The following is a 23,548-nucleotide window of genomic DNA, read 5'->3' as shown; positions in this document are numbered from 1 at the left end:
GCGACGACCCCCATCGATTCCGTAGTCCGGTCCGACATGGACCTTCATCCGCATTTCGCACGCAAACCGCGTTCCGTCACGAGTATTTCGTGCACCGTGAACGTGCGTGACGCGCACTGGCTGCAACTTCGCTGGCGCATCGAGGGAACGGGTGATCTGATCGTGCCACCACCGGCGGGAAACCGTCGCCGCGACGGGCTATGGCAGACAACCTGTTTCGAGCTGTTCCTGCGACCCGAAAGCGGCTCATCCTATTGCGAGTTCAACTTCTCGCCCTCCGAAGCGTGGGCAGCCTATGATTTCGACGACTGGCGCGAAGGAATGCAGGAGCGGCCCGTCGAGCGCCCTCCGGTGCTGACGATCCGTCGGGGCGGTTCGGTTGCAATCTTCGACGCGGCCATCCCGCGTGCCATCCTGCCGGACGCACCTTGCGCCATGAGCCTGACAGCCGTGATCGAGGAGGCGGGCGGCACCAAGAGCTACTGGGCGCTCGCCCATCCCGATACGCCCACACCCGATTTCCACGCCGCGCCTTGCTTCGCGGCCCGGCTTGAGGCACCGCGCGGAGCATGAAATTCGGGATCGATCGCCTGCTCGCCGAGCCGGAACTGCGCGCACCGCTGGAGGGCAAGCGCGTTGCGCTCGTCGCGCATCCGGCCTCCGTCACGCAAGACCTCACGCATAGCCTCGATGCGCTGATTGCCGCGGGCATCAACGTCACGAGTGCGTTCGGCCCGCAGCACGGGCTGAAGGGCGACAAGCAGGACAATATGGTCGAGACCGCGGACGAGACCGATCCGCAATACGGCATCCCTGTGTTCAGCCTATACGGCGAGGTGCGCCGTCCCACCGGACAAATGATGTCGAGCGCGGACGTCTTCCTGTTCGACCTGCAGGATCTCGGTTGCCGGATCTACACTTTCGTCACCACGCTTCTCTACCTGCTGGAAGAGGGCGCGAAGCACGGCAAGAGCGTGTGGGTGCTCGACCGGCCTAATCCGGCAGGCCGCCCGGTGGAAGGCACTCTGCTGGTGCCGGGACAGGAAAGTTTTGTCGGGGCCGCGCCCATGCCCATGCGCCACGGTCTGACGATGGGCGAAATGGGGCACTGGTTCATCGAGCACTTCGGCCTCGACGTTGATTACCGCGTCATCGAAATGCAGAGCTGGGAGCCGGACGGAGCCGGACACGGTTGGCCCACGGACCGCGTCTGGATCAATCCTTCGCCCAATGCCGCCAACGTCAACATGGCGCGCGCCTATGCCGGTACGGTCATGCTGGAAGGAACGAACCTCAGTGAAGGGCGGGGCACGACGCGGCCGCTGGAAGTGCTGTTCGGGGCGCCGGATGTCGATGCCGCGAAGGTTTGCACCGAAATGGAGCGCTTGGCGCCCGAGTGGCTCGCCGGATGCGCGGTGCGAGAGTGCTTCTTCGAGCCGACCTTCCACAAGCACCGGGGCGAGCTTTGCAGCGCGTTGATGATCCACGCGGAGGGGCCGTTCTACGCGCATCACGCGTTTCGCCCCTGGCGATTGCAGGCGCTGGCCTTCAAGGCCATCCGCAATCTTCACCCGGAATACGATCTCTGGCGCGATTTCCCTTACGAATACGAGCTGGAGCGGCTGGCGATCGACGTTATCAATGGCGGGCCGGCTCTGCGCGAATGGGTCGACGATTTCGCCAGCACGCCGCACGATCTCGACGCGCTCGCCAGCGCTGACGAAGCCAGCTGGGTGGCAAGCGTGCGCGATCACCTGCTCTATGGCTGACAGCGTCGATCAGCTCGCTCGCAAGGCGGCTGCGCTGCTCAATGCCGAACCGGCCGACGATGGCGCAGCGGCGTACCGCGCGCTGCTCGATGCTGATCCCGACCGGCCGGACGACTGGTACAATCTCGGCTTCTGCCTGCGCCGGGCCCATCGCTTCGAGGAGGCGCTGGAGGCCTACGGACAGGCGCTCGACCGGGGCGCGTCGGGGCCGGAGGAGATACGCCTCAACCGCGCGGTGATTTATTCCGATGGCCTGCGACAACCCGATGCTGCGGCGAAGGAACTGGAAGCAGCGCTGGCGATAAGGCCCGATTATGTGCCCGCCTGGCTCAATCTTGGAAACCTGCACGAGGATCGGGGCGCGCGGGAGGAAGCGGAAGCAGCCTATCGCAAGGCGCTGGAAGTGGAGCCGCACAACCCGCTGGCGCTGCTGCGGCTGGCGGAGGTTACGCGGTTCGACACTGCCGATCATCCTCTGCTGACCCGATTGTCCGGGTATCTGCGGGCACCCAACGTGCCACCCATGGCGCGGGCCGACCTGGGGTTCGCGCTGGGTCGGGGGTATGATCAGGCAGGTGCCTACGATCGGGCTTTTGCCGCTTACGATGACGGCAATCGCGGCACGCGGCAGCTGGCAGGCGCGCCCTATGACCCGTCGGCGCAAGAGCATCTCGTCGATCGCATCATTGCATCCTTCAACGAGCCAGCAAGGACCAATGGCGGTCCGGAACCTGTCTTCGTGTGCGGAATGTTCCGTTCCGGCAGCACGCTCGCCGAACGTATCCTCGGCGCGCACAGCGGGCTAACGGCAGGCGGCGAGCTGGAGTTCATTCCAGCGATGGTTCAACGCGAATTGCAGCCTTATCCGGAGAAAGCCGCGAACCTTGGCACCGCGGATGTCACCCGGTTGCGCGAGCGCTATCTCGACGGTCTGGATCGCATCGGCCTGCCCGGCGATCGCTGGATCGACAAGCGGCCCGACAATTTCCTGCACATCGGGTTGATCAAGCTGCTTTTTCCCCGCGCGCGGATCGTCAACACGGTTCGCAATCCGCTCGCCAATTGCTTGTCGGTATTCTTCGCGCATCTCGACGCGCGCATGACCTACGCCCAATCGCTCGACGGGGCGACGCATTGGTATCGGCAATACCAGCGGCTGATGACGCATTGGAGGTCGCTGTACCCTGACGCCATCCACGACTTCGATTACGACGCCATGGTCGCCGACCCGCACCCGAACATCGAAGCGCTACTGGGCTTTCTGGGGCTGGAATGGGAAGCAGCTTGCCTTGAGCCGCACATCGGCTCTGGCGCCGTCCGCACCGCGAGCGCGTGGCAGGTGCGCGAGCCGCTCTACACGCGCTCTTCGGGTCGGTGGCGCAATTACCAAGCGCACATCGCGCCGTTGCTGAAGGAGTTCGGGAGTCCCGCGGTTTAGTCCAGCGGACGAAGAGCGGCCTCTTGCTCGACCTGTGGGAACGCTTGCTCCTTGCTCGTTTCGCCACCTGTCACCAGCATCGGGCAACCATTCTCGCTGCGATCAATTGCAGGAGTAACCTCGGTTTTTGGCCCTTCGTTGACAGGCGCGGGTTTCTCTCCGGCTTTGATAAGCTCGGCACGGATTTCGCGGATTTGTTCTTCACAAAGCTCTTGGTCCGCCTTGCTCAACACATCTTCCCACGGCGCTCCCGGATATTGATAGCCAGGCATATCGAAGGACTGTTGCGGGCTAAGAGCAGCTGCAACCAGCACGAATATCTTGAGCATCGTTATTCCCCTTCGGCGCCGAAGCTCGCGCGGGCGGCTCGAACCTGCGCTTTATGCTCCGAGCTAGTGACCGGCCTTGCGGCTGAGTTCGCGCATGGCATCGTCAAGCCCGTCAAGCGTCAGACTATACATCCGGTTGTCGAGCAGCTGCTTGATCACCTTGGTGCTCTGCGAATAGCCCCATTGCTTTTCCGGGACTGGGTTGAGCCACACGGTCGCGGGGTAGGTGTCGGTTACCCGCTTCAGCCAGATGCCGCCTGCTTCCTCGTTCATGTGCTCTACGCTGCCGCCCTGATGAGTGATCTCATACGGGCTCATCGCCGCATCACCGACGAACACCACCTTGTAGTCGTGGCCGTATTTGTGGAGGATGTCCCAGGTCTTCGTCCGCTCCTGCCAGCGACGTCGGTTGTCCTTCCAAACGCCTTCATAGAGGCAGTTGTGGAAATAGAAGAATTCGAGGTTCTTGAATTCCGCCGTGGCCGCGCTGAACAGTTCTTCGACCAGCTTGATGAAGGGGTCCATCGAACCGCCGACGTCGAGGAACAGCAGCAGTTTGACCGCATTGCGCCGTTCCGGGCGCATATGAATGTCCAGCCATCCTTGTTTGGCTGTTCCGTCTATTGTCGCGTCGAGATCGAGCTGGTCGGCGGAGCCTTCGCGCGCGAAGCGTCGCAGGCGCCGCAACGCCATCTTGATATTTCGCGTGCCAAGTTCGCGCGTGTTGTCGAGATTGGCGAACTCGCGCTTCTCCCAAACCTTGATCGCGCGCTTGTGCTTGCTTTCGCCGCCAATTCTGACTCCTTCGGGATTGTAACCGGAATGCCCGAAGGGCGAGGTGCCACCCGTGCCGATCCACTTGTTGCCGCCTTCGTGGCGTTCCTTCTGTTCCTCGAGTCGCTTCTTCAGCGTCTCCATGATCTCGTCCCAGTCGCCCAGCGACTTGATCGCTTCCATCTCTTCTTCGGAGAGGAATTTCTCGGCGACCGCCTTCAGCCATTCCTCCGGGATTTCGACCGGGTTCTGACCAGTGTCGGAGAGGATGCCCTTGAACACCTTGTTGAACACCTGGTCGAAGCGGTCGATCAGGCCCTCGTCCTTCACGAAAGTCGTGCGGCTGAGGTAGTAGAACGCCTCAGGCGTCTGTTCGATGACGTCGCGGTCCAGCGCTTCGAGGAGGGTAAGGTGTTCCTTGAAGCTGGCGGAAATACCTGCCGCTCGCAATTCGTCGACGAAGTTGAAGAACATTCGGGCCCGCTCCTTTGGTTCGGGGTTAGGAGCTCGTCGCCGGTGGGGCAAGCGCTCGCGCAAGGTCCGGTTTCGGGACTGGTCCCGATTCAACGGTTGAGATGCGCGATGGCACAGTGCAGACCTGTCAGATGGTTAACGGGTTAGCTAACTGGTTGCGCGCTTTAACGGCTTTAAGCGCACCTGCGCTGATGACCATGTCGGCAAGCGGTGCGGCTCTGGATGGCTCAGGAGGTAGCGAACCCGTGGGGCTGGTAGAGATTGCCGAAACCGTGGGACCGGAGATCGTTACGCGGTCCGAACCGGACGCGCCGATGCCGCGAACGGTCGGCGAAGTTCTGGATTCGGGAGTGCTGATCGTGATCAGCAAGCCCTCTCAGCAGATGCACGTCTTCCGCGACGGCGAACTTTGGAACAGTTCGCCCGTGTCGACCGGAAAGCCTGGTCACGCGACGCCGGTGGGCATGTTCCCGATCTTGCAGAAGCGCGTATTCCACCGCTCCAACATCTATTCGAACGCTCCGATGCCGCATATGCAGCGGCTGACGTGGGATGGGATCGCGATCCATGCCGGTTACGTGCCGGGTCGCCCTGCATCCCATGGTTGCATACGCGTGCCGGCGGGGTTTGCCAGGACGCTGTACGGGATCACCGGCTTCGATCGCACAACCGTTGTCGTGAGCGATTATCCCGCCAGATCCGAAGAGAGCGCTCTGGCGATCGCGATGAATATGCCAAGCCCGCGCGCCGGCCCCGGCGGAGCGCTGGTGCAGCGCCCGGAGCCGCTGTTGCCGACGTCAACCGCAGATCCGGAAGCTCTTGCGGACAGAGAGCCGTCTCCGCCAAAAATGCTCAGCGGACAGACGATCCAGCTTGCCGCCGCGACAACATCGGCAGGAGCGGAAGCGCAATGGGGAAAGATAATCGCGCGCCACCCGGAGTTGTCGGAACTCACTCACGCGGTAATCCCGGCGATGGTCGACGCGCAGCAAGTCTACCGGTTGCGCGCAAGTGGGGCCGGGGCGCACCAGGCCTGCCGCGCACTGAAGGCGAGGGGAACAGCCTGCTTCGCGGTTAGCTGAGCGATCCTAACTCTGCCGCCGGGCCATGAAGGCCAGGCGTTCGAACATCATCACGTCCTGCTCGTTCTTGAGCAACGCGCCGTGAAGCGGGGGGATGGCGTTGTTGGGGTTGCGATCCTGCAACGTTTCGAGCGGCATATCCTCGTTCAGCAGCAGCTTCAGCCAGTCGAGCAGCTCGCTGGTGGAAGGCTTTTTCTTGAGGCCCGGAACCTCACGCAGTTCGTAAAAGATATCCATCGCCTTCGTGACGAGCGTCTTCTGGATATTCGGATAATGCACGTCGATGATCGACTGCATCGTCTCGCGATCGGGAAACTTGATGTAGTGGAAGAAGCACCGGCGCAGGAAGGCGTCGGGCAGTTCCTTCTCGTTGTTCGAAGTGATGATCACGATGGGGCGTTCTGCCGCGGTGATGGTCTCGTGCGTTTCGTAGACGTCGAACGACATCCGATCGAGTTCCTGCAACAGATCGTTGGGAAACTCGATGTCGGCCTTGTCGATCTCGTCGATCAGCAAGACGGGAAGTTCGGGCGCGGTGAAGGCTTCCCACAGCTTGCCCTTCTTGATGTAGTTCGAGATGTCGTGGACCCGCTCGTCACCAAGCTGTCCGTCACGCAGGCGCGCGACCGCGTCGTATTCATAGAGGCCTTGCTGCGCCTTCGTGGTCGACTTGACGTTCCATTCGATCAGCGGCGCACCCATCGCCTTGGCGACTTCGGCGGCCAGCACGGTCTTGCCGGTGCCCGGTTCGCCCTTGACCAGCAGCGGACGGCGCAGCGTGACCGCGGCGTTGACGGCGACCTTCAGGTCCTCCGTCGCGACGTAGTTGCTGGTGCCTTCGAAGCGCTGGTCCGTCATGCAAATTTCCTCGAGATCGAAATGAGATTTGCCGATGGAGTAGGTCGCGCACGGAAAAAGGGCAAGCGTGCGGAGCCTGCCGTCGTGCAGAATTGAAAGCGAGGTATGGTCGGGGCGGCGGGACTAACGCGGGTTTTGCGTTGTCACGTGGTTCCACACCGCATCGTGCAGCGGGGGATCGAAGGAAACGCCGACATATCCCTTCTCACGCCAGCGCACCGTCGCAATGATCGGAGCAAGCGAACCCACGCGCAACGATATTTCCTTGCCGGGTTCCAGCTTTCCGAACCGCTCGAAAAAGCGGCAACCGGTGCGCGAGAGATTTTGAAGTTCCACTTCGCGCGCGATGCCGCGACCCGAACGGTAGCGGCCGATCGCGGAGATCGTACGACGTTCCGCCTCGCGCTCTTCGTTCGAGCGTTGCGGCATCTGCGGGTCAAGGGCGCTGTCCATGGAAACACCCCCTACCATCATAGGGTTACCGCATCGTTATTGACGAAAACCCGGACAGTATGGCCGGTTAGCGAGCGGTCAGGCGTCGATCAGGTCCCTGTCGACTTCGCCCGCGCGGTTCTGGATGAACATGAAGCGATGTTCCGGGTTGCGGCCCATCAATTGATCGACGACTTCCTTCACCACGGCCCGCTGCTCGAATTCAGCGGGAAGGGTGATGCGGATCAGGCTCCGGCTGGCGGGGTTCATGGTGGTTTCGCGCAGCTGGCCGGGGTTCATTTCGCCAAGGCCCTTGAAGCGGCTGACCTCGACCTTCTTCCCCTTGAAGCGCGTCGCTTCGAGCTCGGCGCGGTGCGCGTCGTCGCGCGCGTAAGCGCTCTCCTTCCCGGCGGTGAGCTTGTAGAGCGGCGGCTGGGCGAGGAAGAGGTGCCCACGGCGGACGACCTCGGGCATTTCCTGAAAGAAGAAGGTCATCAACAGCGTTGCGATATGCGCGCCGTCGACATCGGCATCGGTCATGATGACAATACGGTCGTAGCGAAGCTGTTCGGGGTCGTTATGCTTGCGAAGGCCGCAGCCGAGCGCGAGGGCGAGGTCGGCGATTTCCTGATTGGCGCGGATCTTGTCTGCGGTAGCGCTGGCGACGTTGAGGATCTTGCCACGGATCGGCAGGATCGCCTGTGTCTTGCGGTCGCGCGCCTGCTTGGCACTGCCACCGGCGGAATCGCCTTCCACGATGAACAGTTCGGTCTCGGCATCGCCTTCGCCGGAACAGTCGGTCAGCTTGCCGGGGAGGCGCAGCTTCTTGGCATTGGTCGCGGTCTTCCGCTTGATCTCGCGTTCCTGCTTGCGCCGCAGCCGCTCGTCCATCCGCTCCATCACTTGGCCCAGCAGCGCCTTGCCGCGGTCCATGTTGTCGGTGAGGAAATGGTCGAAGTGATCGCGCACCGCGTTCTCGACCAGACGCGCCGCTTCGGGGCTGGTGAGGCGATCCTTGGTCTGGCTCTGGAACTGCGGATCGCGGATGAAGACGCTCAGCATGATCTCGCTGCCGGTCACCACGTCGTCGGCGGTGATGTCCTTGGCCTTCTTCTGGCCGACCAGGTCACCGAAGGCGCGAATACCCTTGGTCAGCGCCGCGCGCATACCCTGTTCGTGCGTGCCGCCGTCGGGCGTGGGCACGGTGTTGCAGTACCAGCTGTAGGATCCATCGGAATAGAGCGGCCAGGCCGCGGCCCATTCGACGCTGCCCTGCATCTGGCCTGCGTCATTGGCGGGAAAATCCTGCTTGCCCGAAAAAGGCTGCGCGGTGACGCATTCGCGGTTGCCGATCTGTTCGGCGAGATGGTCGGCCAGGCCGCCGGGAAACTGGAATGTCGCCTCTGCCGGAACGTCCTCGCTCGCCAGAGCGGGCGCGCATTTCCAGCGGATTTCCACCCCTGCGAACAGATAGGCCTTGGACCGGGCCAGCTTGAACAGCCGCTTGGGCGTGAACTGCCGGTCTCCGAAGATCTCCGTATCCGGCACGAATGTCACGCTGGTACCGCGCCGGTTCGGTGTGTCGCCAACCTTCGCAATCGGACCGAGCGGCAGGCCCTTGGAGAATTCCTGCGCGTAGACCTGCTTGTTGCGCGCGACTTCCACGCGCGTCAGGCTGGAAAGCGCGTTGACCACCGACACCCCGACGCCGTGCAGGCCGCCACTGGTGGCATAGGCCTTGCCGGAGAACTTGCCGCCGGAGTGGAGCGTGGTCAGGATGACTTCCAGCGTCGACTTGCCGGGAAACTTGGGATGTTCGTCGATCGGCATCCCGCGCCCGTTGTCGGTGATGGTCAGGCGGTTGCCTTCTTCCAGAAACACCTCGATCCGGTTGGCGTGACCGGCGACCGCTTCGTCCATCGAGTTGTCGAGGACTTCGGCTGCAAGATGGTGGAGCGCGCGGTCGTCCGTTCCGCCGATATACATGCCGGGACGGCGGCGGACGGGCTCCAGCCCCTCCAGCACCTCGATCGATGAAGAATCATAGTCCGAATTGTCGGAACCGGCCGGCGCGCCGCCGAAAAGATCGTCAGTCATGCCATGGGGTATAGGCGCGTGGTTCCAGTGCGAACAAGTCGCGAACCCCCGTTATTCTCAATCCAGCGTGGCGGGGGCGGGGGAGACCACGGAGATTGTCCCGTTTCGGACCGCGCGAACCTCCATCGCCCGCTCCGCCACGCCATCGTCCATGAAGCGGAAGGTGCCGTCGAGGCCGATAAACCCCTGCCTGTCGCGCAGGCGCCGGGTCGGGAAGTTGCTGCCGACCTTCCAGTCTCGCGCGACATTGAGCGTCAGCAGTACCGCGTCATAGCCGATGGTGGCAATGCGATAGGGCGGGGCGCCATAGCGCGAGGCGTAGCTGTCACGAAACTGGCGGTAGCGATTGTCCGAAACGGTCGAGAACCAGGAGCCGCGGAGCGCAGCACTGTTGGCGAGGCCGCTTTCCCCGCTCCACAGCTCGGTCCCGATATACTGCGTGCGGCCATTGTTGAGCGTCCCCGCCGCACGTGCGGTGAGCGGCACACTGTCCGCGAGAAGCACAGTGTCGTAGCCGCCGGTGGACTTGAGCCGTTCAGCGGCGCTGATGATAGACGTGTTGCGGCGGTCGTAATTCTCGGCCGTCACGAAGGTGCCGCCCGATGCCTCCACCGCGCGGCGGTATGCGGCCAGCGCCTGGCTGCCGTAGTCGCCGGTCGGAACCAGCGCGGCGAAGCGGTTCTTGCCCGCCCCGCGCGCGTAGCGCACGCTGCGCGTTATCGATTGCGCGGGGACATGGCCCATCAGGTACACGCCGTCCTGCGCCACGCTGACATCGTTGGAGAAGCTGATCACCGGAACGCCCGCGGGCCGCGCGGCGGCGAGCACGGACTGGATGTTGCCGCCGAGCAGCGGACCGAGGATCAGCTTGTTGCCGTCGCGCATGGCCTGCCGCGCGGCATCTTCCGGCCCGCGATTGGTGTCGTAGCTGGTGATCCTCAGATTGGTGGAGTTGGTGTCCTTCAGCGCCATCGCGGTGGCATTCTCGATCGACTTGCCGACCTGCGCGTTGCGCCCGGTCAGTGGCACGAGCAGGGCTATCGAATGCCGCCCTTCGTCTCGCGGAAGTTGGGATTGAGGGGCGTCCGCCGGTGTCGGGGTTGGCGCCGGGCGGCTGCCGCCGGGAATGACCTGACAGCCCGCAAGCAACAGTCCCAAACTGGCGGAAACAGCCCCGCGCCGCGTCAATTTGTATCGCGTCATGGCTTGCCGCTCCCCACCCAATGCGTCCACAAGGCCCGCCATGAGCGGCGAACCCTTACCCTGCGGTCTCTACATCGTGGCGACCCCGATTGGCAATCTCGGCGACATCACGCTGCGGGCAATCGACGTGCTTAAGCGGTGTGACGGTGTCGCGTGTGAGGATACGCGCGTGACAGGCAAGTTGTTGAAGCATCTCGGCATTTCGCAGCCGCTGTGGCGCTATGACGATCACGCCGGCGAACGGGACCGCGCCCGGCTGGTCGCTTCCATGGCTACGCGCGCCGTGGCGCTGGTCAGCGACGCCGGCACGCCGCTGGTGAGCGATCCGGGCTATGCCCTGGTGCGAGAGGCCCGCGCTGCGGGTGTGGACGTGACCACGATTCCCGGCGCCTGCGCAGTGGTGGCGGGGCTGACGTTGTCAGGCCTGCCCAACGACCGCTTCCTTTTCGCCGGCTTCCTGCCGAACAAGGACAAGGCACGGCGCGATACTCTGGACGAGCTTGCGTCCGTGCGCGCAACCCTGGTGTTTTACGAAACCGGACCGCGGCTGGTCAAAAGCCTTGGCGCCATCGCGGATAGCTACGGTGATCGGCAGGTCGCCGTAGCGCGTGAACTGACCAAGTTGCACGAGGAGTGCCGCAGCGGAACCGCTCAGGAACTGGCCGACTGGTACGGAGCCCATCCCCCGAAGGGCGAAATCGTCCTGCTGATCGGTCCGCCGGGCGACGAAGCCGGGGAATACGACATCGACGCCCTGCTTCGCGACGCACTGGAAACGATGAAGAGTTCACAGGCCGCTGCGGCAGTCGCCAGGTCCACCGGCGCCGATCGCAAGGCTCTGTATGCCCGCGCGATGGAACTGAAAGCGCAGTGAAGCGTCAACTCGCCGAAAGCGCCGGCCGCCATGCAGAGGACCATGCGGCAGACTGGCTGACCGCGAAGGGATGGGAAATCCTGGCGCGGCGCCGCAAGACCCGCGTCGGGGAGATCGACCTGATCGCGCGGCGCGATAGCTGCATTGCTTTCGTCGAGGTCAAATACCGCAGGACCTCCGCCGAGCTCGACCTCGCCATAGACGAATACCGCCTTTCCCGCGTTGCCGCGGCAGTGGAAGCGGTGGCCCATGAATATGCGACGGGCGGCCAAGACATCCGTATCGACGTGCTTCTGCTTGCACCGGGCGCGGAGCCTCGCCACATCGTCAACGCCTGGCAGCCCTGAAGGAATTGGAATGACCCTGCGTGTCGCGGTCCAGATGGACCCTATCGAGACAATCAAGATCGCCGGAGATTCCTCCTTCGCGCTGATGGAGTCCGCGCAGGCGCGCGGTGCCGAATTGTACGAATACCACGTCGAAAGCCTCTCGCTCGACGAGGATGATCGCCTGACCGCGCTTGCCAGTCCGGTGACGGTTCGCCGGGTCGATGGCGATCATTTCGAGAAGGGCGAGGCGCGCCGCATTGACCTTGGCCGTGAAGTCGACGTCGTGCTGATGCGGCAGGATCCCCCTTTTGACATGGGCTACATCACCGCGACGCACCTGCTCGAGCGGATCGAGAGCGAGACTCTGGTCGTCAACAACCCGGTCAGCGTCCGCAATGCGCCGGAAAAAGTGCTGGTGCTCGATTATCGCCGGTTCATGCCGCCGACCCTCGTCACCCGCAGCGTCACGGAGGCCAAGGCCTTCATGCAGCGCCACGGTGCGGTCGTGCTGAAGCCCATTCACGGCAATGGCGGGAAGGCGATCTTCCGCATTCCCGAAAGTGGCGACAATCTTTCCGCGCTTATGGAAGTCTTCAACCAGACCTGGCCGGAACCCCACATGCTTCAGCCCTTCCTTCCCGAGGTTTCCCAAGGCGACAAGCGTATCGTGCTGATCGATGGCGAAGTCGCCGGCGCGATCAACCGCAAACCGGGTGAGGGGGAGTTCCGCTCCAACCTAGCGCAAGGAGGCTATGCCGAGGCGACTTCGCTCACCCTGACCGAGAAAGAGATCTGCGCGGCCATGGGGCCGGAGTTGAAGCGCCTCGGCCTGATTTTCGTCGGCATCGACGTGATCGGCGGAAAATATCTGACCGAGATAAACGTCACCTCGCCCACGGGCATTGTCGCGATCGACAAGTTCAACGGCACCGACACGCCGGGCATGATCTGGGACGCGATCGAAGCGCGGCTGGAGAACCGATAGCGCCGCCGCGCGTTGGCTAGTCCGTGAACCAATTCATTCTCGATACGCTATCGCAGGCGGGTTACTTTGGCGTTTTCCTGCTGATGGCGCTGGAGAACATCTTTCCGCCAGTCCCGTCGGAGATCATCATGGGCTTCGGCGGGGTCCTGGTTGCGCGCGGAGAGCTGGAATTCTGGCCCTTGCTGCTAATCGGCACGCTCGGCACGGTGGCGGGAAACTACTTCTGGTACTGGCTGGGCCACCGATGGAGCGAGGCGCATCTGCGCAGCTTCATCGCGAAGCATGGGCGGTGGCTCACTTTCGAATGGTCCGAATTCGAAAGCGCGCGCGAGAAATTTCGCAAGCACGGCGACTGGATCGTCTTTCTTCTGCGCTTCTCCCCTTTTCTGCGGACAATCATCTCGCTGCCGGCCGGGCTGGCGAAAATGAAGCTCTGGCGGTTCGTGCTGTTCACTTTCCTCGGTTCGCTGGTCTGGAACGGGTTGCTCATTCTCGGGGGGCAGGCACTGTCCGGTTATATCGAGACTTACGAAGCGGTCGCCGAATGGGCGATCATCGCCTTCGTTGGCGGCGGATTGATGTGGTATGGATGGCGGGTGTGGCGCTGGAGTCCCAGCGACTAGACGTCAGTCGCCACGCTCTCGCGGATGCGCGTTGCGATAGGTGTCGAGCATGGTTGCTGCATCCACCTTCGTGTAGATCTGGGTCGAACCGAGCGAAGCGTGGCCCAGCAATTCCTGCAGGCTTCGCAAATCCGCGCCCGCACCGAGTAAATGCGTCGCAAAACTGTGTCGCAAGGCATGGGGCGTCGCCGTGTCAGGCAGGCCGAGCGCATTCCGCGCCCGCGCCACAGCCTTCTGCACCATGCCCTGATTGAGCGGACCGCCCTTAGCACCTCTGAACAGAGGCTCCGACTGCCCTAGCGGCCAGGGGCATTGCGCGGCGTAATCCGCCACCGCGTCGCGCACGATCGGCAGGATGGGAACGACGCGCTGCTTTCCGCCTTTCCCGGTCACAAGCAGTGTTTCGCCGAGAGGGATATCGCGCGCAGTCAAAGATAACGCTTCGGCAATCCGTAGCCCCGCGCCGTAGAGCAACAGCAGCACCGTGCGGTCACGCGCGCCGATCCAGTCTTCGGCGGCGTTGGAATCGACAAGTTCGGCAAGGCCTTGGACATCGTCCGGTGCGATGGGGCGGGGCAGCGGCTTTTTCAGCCGAGGCCCGCGAAGCCGCGGCGTTCCGCCATCGGCCATTCCACATTGTTCGCGGGCGAAAGCGATGAAGGACTTGAGCGCCGACAGTTCGCGTGCGGCGCTGGCATTGCTGAGACCTTCGCTGCGGCGCTGGGCCAGATGACCGCGCAGGGTGCGGGCGTCGGTATTCGCAATTGCAGGCCAGACCGGCGTTTCCATCCCCGTAACGAAGCGCCTGGCCGCAGCCTGATAAGCGCGCACCGTATGCGGGCTGCGGCGGCGGTCCTGCGAAAGGTGCCGTTCCCAGGCGGCAAGCGTTTCGCAATCATCGCTCACGCTTCGACCAGTCCCGCGGGCACAAGTTCGCCAAGCAGCGCGTCGAGTAACGGCATCCCCGCTTCCGTCACGCCGATACGCTCTCCTTCAAATCGGACGAGACCTTGCTGGCGGTAGAATTCGGACCTCTGCCGATCGATCAAAGCGCTCGTTGGCAGACCGAAACGCAGCGACAGTTCGGCCAGGTCGATCCCTTCGCGTAGGCGCAGCCCCATCAGCAGCGCCTCGCTAGCCTGCTCCCGGATGCCGAGTGCGCGCTCTTCCTGCAATCCGTGTTCGTTGCGCGTGACGGCGGAAAGCCAGTTTTCCGGTTTGCGATGCCTCTGCGTCGCAAAGCCGCCGCGCCGCCCATGCGCGCCGGGGCCGATCCCGCAATAGTCGCGGTAACGCCAGTAAGTGAGGTTATGGCGGCTCTCCGCGCCGGGAGCGGCGTGATTGCTGATTTCGTAGGCGGGCAGCCCATGCGCAGCGGTGAGTTCGCGCGTAAGCTGGAAAAGGTCTGCGGCCGCATCGTCATCGAGGGGCGCAAAATCTCCGCGTCGCACATCTGTCGCGAAACGCGTGCCCGGCTCGATCGTCAGCTGGTAGAGCGACAGGTGCGTCGTGCCATAACCGATTGCCCGGCGCAGCTGTTCTTCCCACAGCACGGGCGTCTGGCCGGGCAGGGCGTAGATGAGGTCGAAGCTGACGCGCGAAAAGGCGCCCTGCGCGGTTTCCAGCGCCGCCAATCCCTCCGCCGCGTCGTGGAGCCGCCCGAGGAACCGCAGGGCTGCATCATCCAGCGATTGCAGCCCGAGCGAAACGCGGTTGACCCCTGCTGCTGCCAGCCCTGCGAACTTGCTCGCCTCGACCGACGACGGATTGGCTTCCAGCGTGATCTCGATCTCCGGCGTGAATCCCCAGAGACGCTCTGCCTCCTCCAGTAGCGAGCTTACCAGAGCAGGCGGCATCAGGCTGGGCGTGCCGCCGCCGAAAAATATGCTCTCCAGCTTTTCCCCGCCAGCGATCTTAGCCTCGTGGCGCATGTCCGCCAGCAGCGCCGCGCGCCAGGCATCATGGTCCACGCCGTCGCGCACGTGCGAGTTGAAGTCGCAATAGGGGCATTTCTTCAAGCAGAAAGGCCAGTGGATATAGAGCGCGCGGGCCATGCTGAGGTTTCAGATTCGGTTAAGGCCCCGAAGTCAAGAAGCGAGGCCATGGGACGGGTCAGGAAGAGCATCGCTGCGGGCGGTGCGGCAATCGCGTGTTTGTGGGTTTCGGCGGGCGTGACGGCGCAGGATCGCGGGCGCCCGGTAAACGGTTTTGCCGCCCAACTGCTCGATTTGCACAATGACGCTCGCGGAAGCGCCGGGGTCGGTGAACTTGCGTGGAGCGGACGGCTTGCGGCCGAGGCGCAGCAATGGGCCAACGAACTCGCGCGTCGTGGTCAGATCCAGCACTCCACTCGCGACGCGCGCCGCGGGGCGGGCGAAAACCTGTGGATGGGCAGCGCCGGATATTACGATGCCGACGCGATGATCGGCGCCTTCATCGCGGAGCGGCGCAATTATATGCACGGTACGTTCCCGCAGGTTTCGCGTACCGGGCGCTGGACCGACGTAGGGCATTACACGCAGATCGTCTGGCGTGAGACGCAGGAAGTCGGCTGTGCAGTCGCGCAGGGGCGGCAGAACGACTTTCTCGTCTGCCGCTACTGGCCAGCCGGGAACACCTACGGCAAGAAAGCCTACTAGGCGAACTGCTCCGCGACGAGCTTTGCGAAGGCATCGGCGCGGTGGCTGATGCGGTGCTTTTCCCCTGGCTCCAGTTCCGCGAATGTCTGCTCGCGGCCCTGCGGCACGAACACCGGATCGTAACCGAAGCCCATTTCTCCCCGGGGTGGCCAGGTGAGCATGCCGTCGATGCGCCCTTCGTAAACGGCGCTCTCGCCATCGGGCCAGGCAATCGCGAGAACGCAGCTGAAACACGCGTCGCGCGGGACGTCGCCCCTGGCCTGCAACATCCCTTCAACCTTGCCCATGGCCATGTGCCAGTCGCGGCCCGGATCGCCTTCGAACCACTGCCGTTCGGCCCAGTCGGCGGTGTAGACCCCCGGACGCCCATCGAGCGCCGCGACCGAAAGGCCGCTGTCGTCGGCCAGCGCCTGCATCCCGCTCGCCTCCGCTGCCGCACGCGCCTTGATGAGCGCGTTGGCAACGAAGGTCGTGCCGGTTTCCGGCGGTTCCGGAAGCCCAAGCGATCCGGCAGAGATGCAGTCCACGCCATAAGGCGCGAGCAGGGCTGATATTTCCTTCAGCTTGCCTGCGTTATGCGTTGCGATGACGAGCTTTCCGGGGCCGATGCGGCGGGTCACTTGGTCGCCTTGTCCTGCTCGGCGAAGATGCTGTCACAACCCATCCGCGCAAGGCGCAGGAGGCGAAGCAGCCCTTCCTCGTCATAGGTCGCGCCCTCTGCCGTGGCCTGAACCTCGGCGATCTGACCGCCTTCGATCAGCACGAAATTGGCGTCGGCATCAGCGCTGGAATCCTCGATGTAATCGAGGTCGAGCACCGGCGTGCCCGCGCAGATCCCGCAGGATACCGCGGCCACGCGGCCGGTGATCGGGTCTTCCTTGATCGCGCCTTCCGCCATCAGCTTGTCGATCGCGATGCGCAGCGCGATCCACGCGCCGCTGATGGACGCAGTGCGCGTGCCGCCGTCGGCCTGGATTACGTCGCAATCAAGAGTGATCTGCCGCTCTCCCAGTTTCTTCAGGTCAACCACGGCGCGCAGACTGCGGCCGATAAGCCGCTGGATTTCCTGCGTTCGCCCGCTTTGCTTGCCACGTGCCGCTTCACGGCTTCCGCGCGTGTGCGTGGCACGCGGGAGCATCGAGTATTCGCCCGTAACCCAGCCTTCGCCCTTGCCGCGCAGCCACGGCGGGATCCGTTCTTCGACACTCGCAGTGCACAGCACCTTGGTGTCGCCAAACCCGATCAGGCAACTGCCTTCCGCGTGCTTGGTGTAGCCGGTTTCGATGGTGATGGCGCGCATCTCGTCGGGCGCGCGGCCGGAAGGTCGCATGACAGTCTCCGTTCAGTTCGCGGGTCGCACTATCGCGTATCGCCATTGCAGGCCAGAAGGCCCGAAGGAGAATTCTCGTGATAAATGTTCCGCCTATCCGATTCGCTGCTCTGGCACTGGCCAGCGTGTCGCTTTCCGGCTGCATGGCGACCGCCCCGGAGCCGCAGTCGAGCGCTTCTGGCGAAAGCATTACCTTTTCCGTCTCGCCATGCTTCGGCGCCTGCCCGCAATTTGCCGTTGACGTCTCGAAAGACGGGAATGGCACCTACACAGGCGAACGCTTTGTCGCCGTGACCGGAGAGCGAGACTTTACCGCAACCGCCGTCCAGACGCAGGCGTTCTTCGACCGGCTCGAAAAATTCCGGCCAGAGCGATCGGTGCGATATGACTACGAAAATTGCGAAGGGCCGGTGGCGACGGACAGCCCTTCGGTGAAAGTGACATGGAACGACGCCGACGGCGGAGCCACGACGCTGGACTGGTACATGGGATGTCGCCAGCCGGGTCTCACCGAGGTTTCCAACGCTCTCTATCGCGCCTGGGAAGAACTCCCCCTGGCGGAGCTGGTGGGATCGGATGAAAATCGCTTCAACTACCGCAATGATTGATCGCAGCCGGTTCTGGCGCCATCTAACGGGGCAATGAGCGCTCCCGCCATCACCGAACTGACCGACCGTGCCCGGCAGATCTTTGCCATGGTGGTCGAAGGCTATCTCGACAGCGGGCAACCGGTGGGCAGCAAGGCGCTGGCCGCGCATGGCGGGCTCGACCTTTCGCCGGCGTCGATCCGGTCGGTGCTGGCCGAACTGGAACAACTAGGCCTGCTCGCGGCGCCGCACACCAGCGCGGGGCGGATGCCGACCAATAGCGGCCTGCGGATGTTCGTGGACGGTATCATGCAGGTGGCGGAGCCAAGCGCGGAAGAGCGGGCGGCGATCGAACAGCAACTCTCGCAACCCGGACCGATCGAACGGGCGCTGGAGACGACCAGTGCACTGCTTTCCGACATTTCGGGTGCCGCGGGCATGGTGCTGGTGCCGCAGCGCGAACAGCGTCTGGTGCAGGTCAGCCTGGTGCCGCTCGATGCCGAGCGGGCGCTGGCGGTTCTCGTCGGGCAGGATGGGCACGTCGAGAACCGGGTCATCCCGCTACCGGCCGGGGCTGGGCCGGCGGCCTTGCAGGAAGCGGGGAATTACATTTCGGCGCGGCTTTCGGGTCGCACGCTGGCGGAAGCGGCGCGGCTCATGCGCAGCGAGATCGAAAGCGGTCGTGCAGCGTTAGACAGTGCGAGCCGCGACCTGGTTGAAGCCGGTATCGCCATATGGAGCGAAGATGCTGCCCGCCGTCCGGTGCTGATCGTTCGCGGGCAGGCCAATCTGCTGGACGAAAGCGCGCTCAGCGATATCGAGCGGGTTCGCTCGCTGATGGATGAGCTGGAGAACAAGCAATCGGTCGCCGAACTGCTCGACAACGCACGCGAGGCGGAATCGACCCGCATTTTCATCGGCAGCGAGAACCGGCTGTTCGCGCTTTCCGGCTCTTCGGTGGTCGCATCTCCCTATCGCGATCGCGAGGGCAGGGTGATCGGTGTACTGGGGGTGATCGGCCCCACGCGGTTGAATTACGCGCGCGTCGTCCCCATGGTGGATTTCACGGCCCGATCTCTGGGCAAACTCATCGGATAACCGGACAAGAACACCCGTGATCAACGACGATACCACGAATCAAAATCGCGACCCCGAAGTCGAGAAGGAGCTGGAAGGCGTGCCTGAACAGTTTCTCTCCGATCCGGACGACGACGAAGCAGCAGATGGCGAGAGCGTCGACGACGCCATTGCCGCGCTTCGCAACGATCTCGAAACCGCCAAGCAGGACGTTCTCTACGCCCGCGCGGAAACGCAGAACCTGCGCCGCCGCATGGAGAAAGACGTCGCCGACGCACGCGCTTATGCTGCGACCGGCTTCGCCCGCGATGTCCTGACCGTAGCCGACAACCTTGCCCGCGCGATTCAGGCGGTGCCTGACGAACTGCGCGAAGACAGCAAGTTCAAGGGGCTGGTCACCGGCGTCGAGGCGACCCAGCGCGAACTGGACAAGGTGTTCACGCAGAACGGCATCACCCGTATCGCTGCGATGGGAATGCCGCTCGATCCCAATCAGCATCAGGCGATGATGGAAATCCCCAGCGCCGACAAGGAACCGGGCACCGTCATCCAGGAAATGCAGGCCGGTTACATGATCAAGGATCGCCTGCTGCGCCCTGCCATGGTCGGCGTGGCGAAGAAGCCGGACTGATCGCGGTCGCCAACGCTTCGTCGCGTTTGGCGGAACAAGCCACTGTCTCCGTCCATTGGCCCAGTAACAGGGACATGACGGAGACAAGACCATGAACAACAAGCTTTTCCTCGCACCCGCGCTTGCGCTGTCGACCCTGTCGCTTGGCGCGTGCGCCAACAATTACGCTGCCGAAGGCGCGCTTGGTGGCGCGGCTCTGGGCGCGGCAGGTGCTGCCGTGCTGGGCGGCGACATCGCGACTTACGCGCTGGCAGGCGCCGCTGCGGGCGGACTGGCGGGCTATTTCGTCGACAAGAACGATGGCTGCGATGGGTATAACCGCAACGGCTATCTCGACGACGACTGCTTCGGCACGCGCGGTTATCCTGCCGACCCGCGATAACGCCGAGATGGGAAGGGAGCCCTAGAGCTCCCTGACCATCTGCAGATTGCAGCGCGCGTAGGGAGTGGGCCAGAGCGCATCCTGATCGAGCCTGCGGAACCCGTGGCGCTCGTAAAGGCGCACCGCTGCTGCAAGGCTGCTGTTGGTCTCGAGCCAGATAGCGTCGATGCCCGCCTGCTCCGCTTCGGAAATCAGGAAATCGATAACCTTTGATGCGACCCCCTGGCCCTGCGCGGCGGGGTCGGTCGCCATCTTGACCAGTTCAAGCCATCTGCGCCCGTCGGCGGGCGTCCAGTGAGGCGGCACGAGCCCGGCGGTCCCAACGACCACGCCATCGCTCTCCGCAATTGCGATGGTGCCGCCGGAGGCGAGGATATTGTCCTGCGGGTTTTCGAGTTGCGCCCGATCGCTGTCTTCCACGACGAAGAACTGCTCGATCCAGCGAAGGTTGAGCGCGGCGAACGCATCCTCGTCGCCATCGCGGAATTGACGAACCGTGATCATCGACCTGCCGCTCCCGGAAAATTGACCAGCACGTCGTATGCCGCGACGTCGGCCATGCCTGCCAGCTTCATTCCGTTGCGCAGGAGGAAGGCGTGCTTCACGATTTCGGCCTGCTGTTCGATCCCGTAGCGGTCCAGCGGCCAGCCGGGGCGTAGGGCATAGTCGTACCTTGCCCACGGCATACGCCGGGTGACGAGATACCACTCGCCCCGCCGCTGCGTCTGCCAGACGTGCGTCATCTCGTGGATGAAAAGCGCCTGACGATGAATCGGCTGATCCGAGAAATCATCGCAATAGGCATCCCCCAGCGGGTGGAAGTGGAGATGCCCGCGCGGTGCCATCGTGATGTTGCGCGGCTGGAAGAATGCCCACTTCCTGCGGCGGATACGGACAGGCGCATAGTCTATCGCATCGCCGAACACGCTGCGCGCCAGCGCGACCTCGCCCGGCGTCAGTGCCCGCTCACCGCCGATCGGGCAGGATGGCACGGCGTCGGCCATGGATCAGTTCAGCGGGCCGCGTTGGCGGGCAGGACTTCGGCCGGCACGGTCATCTCCACGCCGCCCGCCGCGATCAGCGTCACGTTCAGCGTGTCGCCCGGCTTCACGTCGTCCGCCAGCCCCGTTGCCATGATATGGGCCTCGCCCGGCGTGAACGACCCGGTGTCGCCCGGTTGCAGGGTCATCTGCATCATTTCGACCATCTGGGTCTGGAAGTCGTATTCGACATATTCGTGAAGCATGGCCATCTCGGCCTTCTCCAAATTGACGCGACGGATCGCGACGCCGCGGTCCTCGTCGGCGGAATAGGCGAGGTCCATATAGACTGCGGCCGGATTTCCAGCCACGGCGGGAAGCACGACGCGCGCGTTCGTGACCGTCAGACCGGGAATGCCTTCCGCTGCAACTTCTTCGACTGGCGCTTCCGATCCGCAGGCTGCGAGAGCGAACGGGCTGGAAAGCAACGCCGCCGCTGCCAAAATCGAACGAAAAGTCATCGAATTCCCCTGACTGAACCGCTTGTGGACAGGTCGCGCGACTAGCCGCGCACATCCCTTGTGCCAAGCGAAAGCACACCTATATCGCGCCTGCAAGTAACGAGCCGCCGAGGTGTTTTGCCGAGCATCGGGAAGCCCACCGCGCGGTGTCCAACCAACGAAGACAGGATAGGGAAGTAATGGCAAAAGTAATCGGTATCGACCTCGGCACCACCAACAGCTGTGTCGCCGTGATGGACGGGGGCAAGCCCAAGGTCGTGGAAAATTCCGAAGGCGCGCGCACCACGCCGTCGATCGTCGCCTTCACGAAGGACAGCGAACGCCTGATCGGCCAGCCGGCGAAGCGCCAGGCGGTGACCAATCCCGACAACACGCTGTTCGCGATCAAGCGCCTGATTGGCCGCCGTTTCGACGATCCGATGACCAAGAAGGACATGGAGCTCGTCCCCTACGACATCGTCAAGGGCAAGAACGGCGACGCATGGGTCGAAGCCGGCGGCGAGGAATACTCCCCCAGCCAGATTTCCGCCTTCATCCTGCAAAAGATGAAGGAAACCGCCGAAAGCTATCTTGGTGAAACCGTGTCGCAGGCGGTCATTACCGTGCCTGCCTACTTCAACGACGCTCAGCGCCAGGCGACCAAGGACGCCGGCCAGATCGCCGGCCTCGAAGTGCTGCGCATCATCAACGAGCCGACGGCAGCGGCGCTCGCCTATGGCATGGACAAGGAAGACGGCAAGACCATCGCCGTCTATGACCTTGGCGGCGGTACCTTCGACGTCTCGATCCTCGAAATCGGGGACGGCGTGTTCGAAGTGAAGTCGACCAATGGCGACACCTTCCTCGGCGGCGAAGACTTCGACAGCGCGATCGTCGAATACCTCGCAGACGAGTTCAAGAAGAAGGAAAATATGGACCTGAAGAGCGACAAGCTCGCTCTGCAGCGCCTGAAGGAAGCCGCCGAGAAGGCCAAGATCGAACTGTCGAGCTCGGCCCAGACAGAGGTCAACCTGCCCTTCATCACCGCCCGCATGGAAGGTGGCAGCTCCACGCCGCTGCACCTCGTGGAAACGATCACCCGGTCCAAGCTGGAACAGCTCGTCGGCGACCTCATCAAGCGCACGCTCGAGCCTTGCAAGAAGGCTCTGGCCGATGCTGGCATTGACAAGGGCAGCGTGGACGAAGTCGTGCTGGTCGGCGGGATGACCCGTATGCCCAAGGTACGCGAAGTGGTCGAAGAATTTTTCGGCAAGAAGCCGCACACCGGCGTGAACCCCGATGAAGTCGTCGCCATGGGCGCGGCTATCCAGGCGGGCGTTCTGCAGGGCGACGTCAAGGACGTGCTGCTGCTCGACGTGACGCCGCTTTCGCTCGGCATCGAGACGCTCGGCGGCGTGTTCACCCGCATGATCGATCGCAACACGACGATCCCGACCAAGAAGACGCAGACCTATTCGACTGCCGATGACAATCAGCAGGCGGTGACGATCCGCGTGTTCCAGGGCGAGCGCGAGATGGCGGCAGACAACAAGCTGCTTGGTCAGTTCGACCTGCTCGGTATCCCACCCGCACCGCGCGGCGTGCCGCAGATCGAGGTCACCTTCGACATCGACGCCAACGGCATCGTCAACGTCAGTGCCAAGGACAAGGGCACCGGCAAGGAACAGCAGATCAAGATCCAGGCGTCTGGCGGTCTCTCCGATGCCGACATCGACCAGATGGTGCAGGATGCGGAGAAGTTCGCGGACGAGGACAAGAAGCGCCGCGAGGCTGCCGAGGTCAAGAACCAGGCCGACAGTCTGGTCCACGCGACCGAAAAGCAGCTTGAAGAGCATGGCGACAAGATCGACGCCGGCCTCAAGTCGGACATCGAGGGCGGCATTGCCGAACTGAAGTCCGCGATCGAAGCCGACGATCTCGACGCGATGAAGGCCAAGACGCAGGCTCTTACCGAGAATGCGATGAAGCTGGGTCAGGCGATCTACGAGCAGGAGCAGGCCAAGGCCGCGCCGACCGGCGATGCGCCTGCCGAGGAAGCTTCGAGCGCCGACGACGACGTTGTCGACGCCGAGTTCTCCGAAGTCGACGAAGACGCGAAGAACTGAGCCTCTGGAATGGAAACGAAGATCGCCAC

27 protein-coding genes are annotated in these 23,548 nt (G+C 63.4%); 14 read left to right on the top strand and 13 right to left on the bottom strand.

Going from position 1 to position 23,548, the window contains the following annotated elements:
- Window positions 1-96: 96 nt before the first annotated feature.
- From ACXYN8_RS07565 to ACXYN8_RS07555, 3 genes are read left to right on the top strand one after another with little or no spacing between them, the layout of a single operon-like run.
- On the top strand, window positions 97-573 hold the full coding sequence (locus ACXYN8_RS07565) for a DOMON-like domain-containing protein (RefSeq protein WP_458888744.1): 477 nt from the start codon (window positions 97-99) through the stop codon (window positions 571-573).
- Complete coding sequence (locus ACXYN8_RS07560; protein ID WP_458888743.1) at window positions 570-1,769, top strand: exo-beta-N-acetylmuramidase NamZ family protein; 1,200 nt, start codon at window positions 570-572, stop codon at window positions 1,767-1,769. The genes ACXYN8_RS07565 and ACXYN8_RS07560 overlap by 4 nt, the downstream gene beginning before the upstream one ends.
- Window positions 1,762-3,207, top strand: a complete 1,446-nt coding sequence (locus ACXYN8_RS07555) for a sulfotransferase family protein (protein WP_458888742.1) — start codon at window positions 1,762-1,764, stop codon at window positions 3,205-3,207. The genes ACXYN8_RS07560 and ACXYN8_RS07555 overlap by 8 nt, the downstream gene beginning before the upstream one ends.
- On the opposite strand, the gene ACXYN8_RS07550 is transcribed toward ACXYN8_RS07555, so the two are convergent.
- Both ACXYN8_RS07550 and ACXYN8_RS07545 read right to left on the bottom strand, forming a co-directional pair.
- On the bottom strand, window positions 3,204-3,536 hold the full coding sequence (locus ACXYN8_RS07550; protein ID WP_458888741.1) for a hypothetical protein: 333 nt from the start codon (window positions 3,534-3,536) through the stop codon (window positions 3,204-3,206). The two genes, ACXYN8_RS07555 and ACXYN8_RS07550, sit on opposite strands and share 4 nt — an antisense overlap.
- 63 nt (window positions 3,537-3,599) lie before the next feature.
- Complete coding sequence (locus ACXYN8_RS07545) at window positions 3,600-4,784, bottom strand: vWA domain-containing protein (RefSeq protein WP_458888740.1); 1,185 nt, start codon at window positions 4,782-4,784, stop codon at window positions 3,600-3,602.
- Between the two features lie 191 nt (window positions 4,785-4,975).
- Between ACXYN8_RS07545 and ACXYN8_RS07540 the strand changes: the two genes are divergently transcribed.
- On the top strand, window positions 4,976-5,866 hold the full coding sequence (locus tag ACXYN8_RS07540) for a L,D-transpeptidase family protein (RefSeq protein ID WP_458888738.1): 891 nt from the start codon (window positions 4,976-4,978) through the stop codon (window positions 5,864-5,866).
- A gap of 6 nt (window positions 5,867-5,872) precedes the next feature.
- Here the strand turns inward: ACXYN8_RS07540 and ACXYN8_RS07535 are convergent, their stop codons facing one another.
- The 4 genes from ACXYN8_RS07535 to ACXYN8_RS07520 all read right to left on the bottom strand — a co-directional run bounded on the left by ACXYN8_RS07535 (window position 5,873) and on the right by ACXYN8_RS07520 (window position 10,456).
- Window positions 5,873-6,724, bottom strand: coding sequence for an AAA family ATPase (locus tag ACXYN8_RS07535; protein WP_458888737.1), 852 nt, complete (start codon window positions 6,722-6,724; stop codon window positions 5,873-5,875).
- 123 nt (window positions 6,725-6,847) lie between these two features.
- A complete protein-coding gene (locus tag ACXYN8_RS07530; protein WP_458888736.1) occupies window positions 6,848-7,177 on the bottom strand; it encodes a PilZ domain-containing protein in 330 nt (109 codons plus the stop codon).
- A 78-nt stretch (window positions 7,178-7,255) separates the two neighbouring features.
- A complete protein-coding gene (gene parE / locus ACXYN8_RS07525; protein WP_458888735.1) occupies window positions 7,256-9,253 on the bottom strand; it encodes a DNA topoisomerase IV subunit B in 1,998 nt (665 codons plus the stop codon).
- A 57-nt stretch (window positions 9,254-9,310) separates the two neighbouring features.
- Window positions 9,311-10,456, bottom strand: a complete 1,146-nt coding sequence (locus ACXYN8_RS07520) for a penicillin-binding protein activator (protein ID WP_458888734.1) — start codon at window positions 10,454-10,456, stop codon at window positions 9,311-9,313.
- A gap of 40 nt (window positions 10,457-10,496) precedes the next feature.
- Here ACXYN8_RS07520 and rsmI point away from each other — a divergent pair, with 40 nt between their 5' ends.
- The 4 genes from rsmI to ACXYN8_RS07500 are packed head-to-tail and all read left to right on the top strand — an operon-like array spanning window position 10,497 to window position 13,267.
- Complete coding sequence (gene rsmI, locus ACXYN8_RS07515) at window positions 10,497-11,330, top strand: 16S rRNA (cytidine(1402)-2'-O)-methyltransferase (protein ID WP_458888733.1); 834 nt, start codon at window positions 10,497-10,499, stop codon at window positions 11,328-11,330.
- Window positions 11,327-11,677 (top strand): YraN family protein, encoded by a 351-nt coding sequence (locus ACXYN8_RS07510; RefSeq protein WP_458888731.1) that lies wholly within the window; start codon window positions 11,327-11,329, stop codon window positions 11,675-11,677. Before rsmI ends, ACXYN8_RS07510 begins: the two co-directional genes overlap by 4 nt.
- A gap of 10 nt (window positions 11,678-11,687) precedes the next feature.
- Window positions 11,688-12,644 carry a glutathione synthase gene (gshB, locus tag ACXYN8_RS07505; RefSeq protein WP_458888729.1) on the top strand — a complete coding sequence of 319 codons (957 nt, stop codon included), beginning with the start codon at window positions 11,688-11,690 and terminating at the stop codon, window positions 12,642-12,644.
- A gap of 23 nt (window positions 12,645-12,667) precedes the next feature.
- Window positions 12,668-13,267, top strand: coding sequence for a DedA family protein (locus ACXYN8_RS07500; RefSeq protein WP_458888727.1), 600 nt, complete (start codon window positions 12,668-12,670; stop codon window positions 13,265-13,267).
- 3 nt (window positions 13,268-13,270) lie between these two features.
- Here ACXYN8_RS07500 and ACXYN8_RS07495 read toward each other — a convergent pair whose 3' ends face one another.
- Window positions 13,271-14,173, bottom strand: a complete 903-nt coding sequence (locus ACXYN8_RS07495) for a tyrosine recombinase XerC (RefSeq protein ID WP_458888725.1) — start codon at window positions 14,171-14,173, stop codon at window positions 13,271-13,273.
- Window positions 14,170-15,321, bottom strand: coding sequence for a radical SAM family heme chaperone HemW (gene hemW / locus ACXYN8_RS07490; RefSeq protein WP_458888723.1), 1,152 nt, complete (start codon window positions 15,319-15,321; stop codon window positions 14,170-14,172). The genes ACXYN8_RS07495 and hemW overlap by 4 nt, the downstream gene beginning before the upstream one ends.
- Window positions 15,322-15,369: 48 nt before the next feature.
- Here hemW and ACXYN8_RS07485 point away from each other — a divergent pair, with 48 nt between their 5' ends.
- Entirely contained in the window at window positions 15,370-15,906 is a 537-nt protein-coding gene (locus ACXYN8_RS07485) for a CAP domain-containing protein (RefSeq protein WP_458888721.1), read from the top strand.
- Here ACXYN8_RS07485 and rdgB read toward each other — a convergent pair.
- Window positions 15,903-16,526 (bottom strand): RdgB/HAM1 family non-canonical purine NTP pyrophosphatase, encoded by a 624-nt coding sequence (gene rdgB / locus ACXYN8_RS07480; protein ID WP_458888719.1) that lies wholly within the window; start codon window positions 16,524-16,526, stop codon window positions 15,903-15,905. The genes ACXYN8_RS07485 and rdgB overlap by 4 nt on opposite strands.
- Window positions 16,523-17,236 (bottom strand): ribonuclease PH, encoded by a 714-nt coding sequence (gene rph, locus ACXYN8_RS07475; protein WP_458888717.1) that lies wholly within the window; start codon window positions 17,234-17,236, stop codon window positions 16,523-16,525. The genes rdgB and rph overlap by 4 nt, the downstream gene beginning before the upstream one ends.
- Before the next feature lie 77 nt (window positions 17,237-17,313).
- On the opposite strand from rph, the gene ACXYN8_RS07470 reads away from it, so the two are divergent.
- From ACXYN8_RS07470 to ACXYN8_RS07455, 4 genes are all read left to right on the top strand, one after another.
- Complete coding sequence (locus tag ACXYN8_RS07470; RefSeq protein WP_458888716.1) at window positions 17,314-17,844, top strand: DUF6438 domain-containing protein; 531 nt, start codon at window positions 17,314-17,316, stop codon at window positions 17,842-17,844.
- A 33-nt stretch (window positions 17,845-17,877) separates the two neighbouring features.
- Window positions 17,878-18,921, top strand: a complete 1,044-nt coding sequence (hrcA, locus tag ACXYN8_RS07465; RefSeq protein ID WP_458888715.1) for a heat-inducible transcriptional repressor HrcA — start codon at window positions 17,878-17,880, stop codon at window positions 18,919-18,921.
- Window positions 18,922-18,940: 19 nt separating this feature from the next.
- The gene (gene grpE / locus ACXYN8_RS07460; protein WP_458888923.1) at window positions 18,941-19,531 is read left to right on the top strand and encodes a nucleotide exchange factor GrpE; all 591 of its coding nucleotides are present in this window, start codon (window positions 18,941-18,943) and stop codon (window positions 19,529-19,531) included.
- A 91-nt stretch (window positions 19,532-19,622) separates the two neighbouring features.
- A complete protein-coding gene (locus ACXYN8_RS07455; RefSeq protein WP_458888714.1) occupies window positions 19,623-19,913 on the top strand; it encodes a hypothetical protein in 291 nt (96 codons plus the stop codon).
- Between the two features lie 21 nt (window positions 19,914-19,934).
- Here ACXYN8_RS07455 and ACXYN8_RS07450 read toward each other — a convergent pair whose 3' ends face one another.
- The 3 genes from ACXYN8_RS07450 to ACXYN8_RS07440 are packed head-to-tail and all read right to left on the bottom strand — an operon-like array spanning window position 19,935 to window position 21,414.
- Window positions 19,935-20,417 (bottom strand): GNAT family N-acetyltransferase, encoded by a 483-nt coding sequence (locus ACXYN8_RS07450; RefSeq protein WP_458888713.1) that lies wholly within the window; start codon window positions 20,415-20,417, stop codon window positions 19,935-19,937.
- A complete protein-coding gene (locus ACXYN8_RS07445; protein WP_458888711.1) occupies window positions 20,414-20,917 on the bottom strand; it encodes a vgr related protein in 504 nt (167 codons plus the stop codon). Before ACXYN8_RS07445 ends, ACXYN8_RS07450 begins: the two co-directional genes overlap by 4 nt.
- 8 nt (window positions 20,918-20,925) lie before the next feature.
- Window positions 20,926-21,414 carry a copper chaperone PCu(A)C gene (locus ACXYN8_RS07440; protein WP_458888709.1) on the bottom strand — a complete coding sequence of 163 codons (489 nt, stop codon included), beginning with the start codon at window positions 21,412-21,414 and terminating at the stop codon, window positions 20,926-20,928.
- A 179-nt stretch (window positions 21,415-21,593) separates the two neighbouring features.
- Here ACXYN8_RS07440 and dnaK point away from each other — a divergent pair, with 179 nt between their 5' ends.
- Window positions 21,594-23,519 (top strand): molecular chaperone DnaK, encoded by a 1,926-nt coding sequence (dnaK, locus tag ACXYN8_RS07435; RefSeq protein WP_458888707.1) that lies wholly within the window; start codon window positions 21,594-21,596, stop codon window positions 23,517-23,519.
- Window positions 23,520-23,548: the final 29 nt, after the last annotated feature.

Source organism: Altererythrobacter sp. CAU 1778, assembly GCF_054482795.1.
This window is presented reverse-complemented; position numbering and strand designations above follow the sequence as displayed.

Bases quoted from the DNA above. Each gene is read 5' to 3' on its own strand.
- ACXYN8_RS07560 (WP_458888743.1), top strand. From the start codon at position 570: ATGAAATTCGGGATCGATCGCCTGCTCGCCGAGCCGGAACTGCGCGCA.
- ACXYN8_RS07555 (WP_458888742.1), top strand. From the start codon at position 1,762: ATGGCTGACAGCGTCGATCAGCTCGCTCGCAAGGCGGCTGCGCTGCTC.
- ACXYN8_RS07550 (WP_458888741.1), bottom strand. From the start codon at position 3,536: ATGCTCAAGATATTCGTGCTGGTTGCAGCTGCTCTTAGCCCGCAACAG.
- ACXYN8_RS07545 (WP_458888740.1), bottom strand. From the start codon at position 4,784: ATGTTCTTCAACTTCGTCGACGAATTGCGAGCGGCAGGTATTTCCGCC.
- ACXYN8_RS07540 (WP_458888738.1), top strand. From the start codon at position 4,976: ATGACCATGTCGGCAAGCGGTGCGGCTCTGGATGGCTCAGGAGGTAGC.
- ACXYN8_RS07535 (WP_458888737.1), bottom strand. From the start codon at position 6,724: ATGACGGACCAGCGCTTCGAAGGCACCAGCAACTACGTCGCGACGGAG.
- ACXYN8_RS07530 (WP_458888736.1), bottom strand. From the start codon at position 7,177: ATGGACAGCGCCCTTGACCCGCAGATGCCGCAACGCTCGAACGAAGAG.
- parE (WP_458888735.1), bottom strand. From the start codon at position 9,253: ATGACTGACGATCTTTTCGGCGGCGCGCCGGCCGGTTCCGACAATTCG.
- ACXYN8_RS07520 (WP_458888734.1), bottom strand. From the start codon at position 10,456: ATGACGCGATACAAATTGACGCGGCGCGGGGCTGTTTCCGCCAGTTTG.
- rsmI (WP_458888733.1), top strand. From the start codon at position 10,497: ATGAGCGGCGAACCCTTACCCTGCGGTCTCTACATCGTGGCGACCCCG.
- gshB (WP_458888729.1), top strand. From the start codon at position 11,688: ATGACCCTGCGTGTCGCGGTCCAGATGGACCCTATCGAGACAATCAAG.
- hemW (WP_458888723.1), bottom strand. From the start codon at position 15,321: ATGGCCCGCGCGCTCTATATCCACTGGCCTTTCTGCTTGAAGAAATGC.
- ACXYN8_RS07485 (WP_458888721.1), top strand. From the start codon at position 15,370: ATGGGACGGGTCAGGAAGAGCATCGCTGCGGGCGGTGCGGCAATCGCG.
- rph (WP_458888717.1), bottom strand. From the start codon at position 17,236: ATGCGACCTTCCGGCCGCGCGCCCGACGAGATGCGCGCCATCACCATC.
- hrcA (WP_458888715.1), top strand. From the start codon at position 17,878: ATGAGCGCTCCCGCCATCACCGAACTGACCGACCGTGCCCGGCAGATC.
- ACXYN8_RS07455 (WP_458888714.1), top strand. From the start codon at position 19,623: ATGAACAACAAGCTTTTCCTCGCACCCGCGCTTGCGCTGTCGACCCTG.
- ACXYN8_RS07450 (WP_458888713.1), bottom strand. From the start codon at position 20,417: ATGATCACGGTTCGTCAATTCCGCGATGGCGACGAGGATGCGTTCGCC.
- ACXYN8_RS07445 (WP_458888711.1), bottom strand. From the start codon at position 20,917: ATGGCCGACGCCGTGCCATCCTGCCCGATCGGCGGTGAGCGGGCACTG.
- ACXYN8_RS07440 (WP_458888709.1), bottom strand. From the start codon at position 21,414: ATGACTTTTCGTTCGATTTTGGCAGCGGCGGCGTTGCTTTCCAGCCCG.
- dnaK (WP_458888707.1), top strand. From the start codon at position 21,594: ATGGCAAAAGTAATCGGTATCGACCTCGGCACCACCAACAGCTGTGTC.